General features: G+C 48.5%; 1 protein-coding gene and 1 pseudogene. One reads left to right on the top strand and one right to left on the bottom strand.

Annotated elements, in window-relative coordinates; translation table 11 throughout:
- Positions 1-789 (bottom strand): annotated as a pseudogene (locus tag RMO35_RS13740) (hypothetical protein); the annotation flags it as partial.
- A 731-nt stretch (positions 790-1,520) separates the two neighbouring features.
- On the opposite strand from RMO35_RS13740, the gene RMO35_RS13745 reads away from it, so the two are divergent.
- Positions 1,521-2,002: pyridoxal-phosphate dependent enzyme (locus RMO35_RS13745; RefSeq protein ID WP_309741866.1), on the top strand; the 482-nt coding region annotated here is incomplete at its 3' end.

A 2,002-nucleotide genomic window follows, 5' to 3' on the forward strand; every position in this document is an offset into this window, starting at 1 on the left:
GGGGTAACGATCGAGGATCGGTTGCCAAATAGAATTCCAAGGCAGTTTTAACAGTGACTTGGAGCGGCTGCGGACGATCGTTTCGATCTCGACATCAGGATCGATCGTCGTCGCTAAGCGTTCGCGGATGGTCTGGAAGCCTGGAGAACTATACCATTGATGTAAATTGGCCTGAAGCATGGCACCAGCGTCCAGGCAGTCATTAATCCGCTCTGGGACTAAACTAACTGCTTTATTACTCATCAGGCGATGATTTTGGGGATCGAGTCGCCGATAGCGGGATTGCCATTCTTGATACTGGCTCATCATTCGATCGAGATCGGGCAAAGTTACCACCACATGTGTCAGAAGCTGGCGATTGGCGGCGAGTACTGACATTTCGACTTGTAACATCGTCCCTGCCTGAATCTCTTCGACGGTAAAAATCGCTTCTTTACCCCAAGCAGCGGCATTCGTGCGGCTGGTCGAACTATCTTCTTGCCCAGTGCGATCGCTAGGCGCGCTAGACTCGAAAGCATACAGTGGCTCCATCTCCTGACACAAGAAATTAGCAACTGTATAGTAATTTGTACTATGATTTAATCTAATTACGATCCGATAGAGCAAATACTTTAGCTCCACCGTTGAAGCATAACGCTCGTGCAACTGTTGAATGTAACTTTTAAACTTTGCCGTACTCAGTTGTTGAGCTTCATTGCTCCAATTATTGGTACAAGCACAGAAGACCAGCTTTTTAATTCTGGCAATGTGATTGCTCTGTTCTAGATTGTGTACGATCGCATCCAGCATCCCCGACTCCCGATTAAGACTTTATTTCCTCGCTTAGGCGGTTGCTCGCCCTTCAATTCCCACCATACTATTCAACCCTAGCTCTAGAATTTTATGGATTCGCACGCTCATAGTGTCAGCAACATGTGAGATTTTCAATGCCTAGTAATAATTGTAGCTTGGATTCAAAACGTGAGTTTTTTAGCCACGATCGCTAGTCCGACCTAACCTGCTGGACGATTGCTCGCCGACACAATTTAGATTGACGCTCTCGATCTCTATTATTCCCCAAATATCCGCATTCATTATCATGGGTGACAGATTGGAATTAGGTAGTCATTCGCTAACAATTCTCGGCTCGATCGTTTCGCCGATCGACAGAGGTTGTTAGAATTTTAGAGAGCCATACTCCAGTTATGATGGAAACTTAGCACCAGTACCGATCGGCACAAATTAAGTCACTATTGAGATCCTCTGATCTGTCTTGAAAAGGCGATCTACTTGTCTGGCCTTTGTCTCCCGAAGCGACGTTTTCGGGCGCGACGTTTTGGGGGGAAGCTTCCCCCCAAAAGCTCGCTTGGGAAGCTTCCCCCCAAAAGCTCGCGCCCCAGTTGGGAAACCCCTGTTCCCGCACTTTTGGCTCCCAGCTCCCAGATCCCATCTCTTCTACTAGATTTACGCCGTAGACTACCAGCCAGAGTAGCTCTAGTCCGCGATTCTCCCCTCCCTTTAGATTTGCCGCTTTTATCGATATGAAAATTGCTAACGATATTACTGAATTAGTCGGTCGCACGCCCCTAGTTCGCCTCAACCGTATTCCCAAAGCTGAAGGCTGTGTCGCCACAATCGTCGTCAAGCTAGAAGGGATGAATCCAGCGTCATCTGTCAAGGATCGGATTGGCGTCAATATGATCGAAGCTGCTGAAAAAGAAGGCTTGATTACCCCGCACAAAACAATTTTGGTCGAACCCACATCGGGCAATACTGGCATCGCGCTGGCAATGGTCGCAGCCGCGAAGGGTTATAAATTGATTATTGCCATGCCCGAAACCATGAGTCTTGAACGCCGCGCGTTGCTCAAGGCTTATGGTGCCCAATTGGAACTCACGCCAGGGAGCGAGGGGATGAGTGGCTGCATTCGCCGCGCTCAAGAGATTGTCGATAAGACGCCACACGCATACATGTTGCAGCAGTTTCGCATTCCCGCCAATCCCCAAATTCATCGACTGACTAC

The sequence above is a fragment of the Chamaesiphon sp. OTE_20_metabat_361 genome (genome assembly GCF_031364565.1).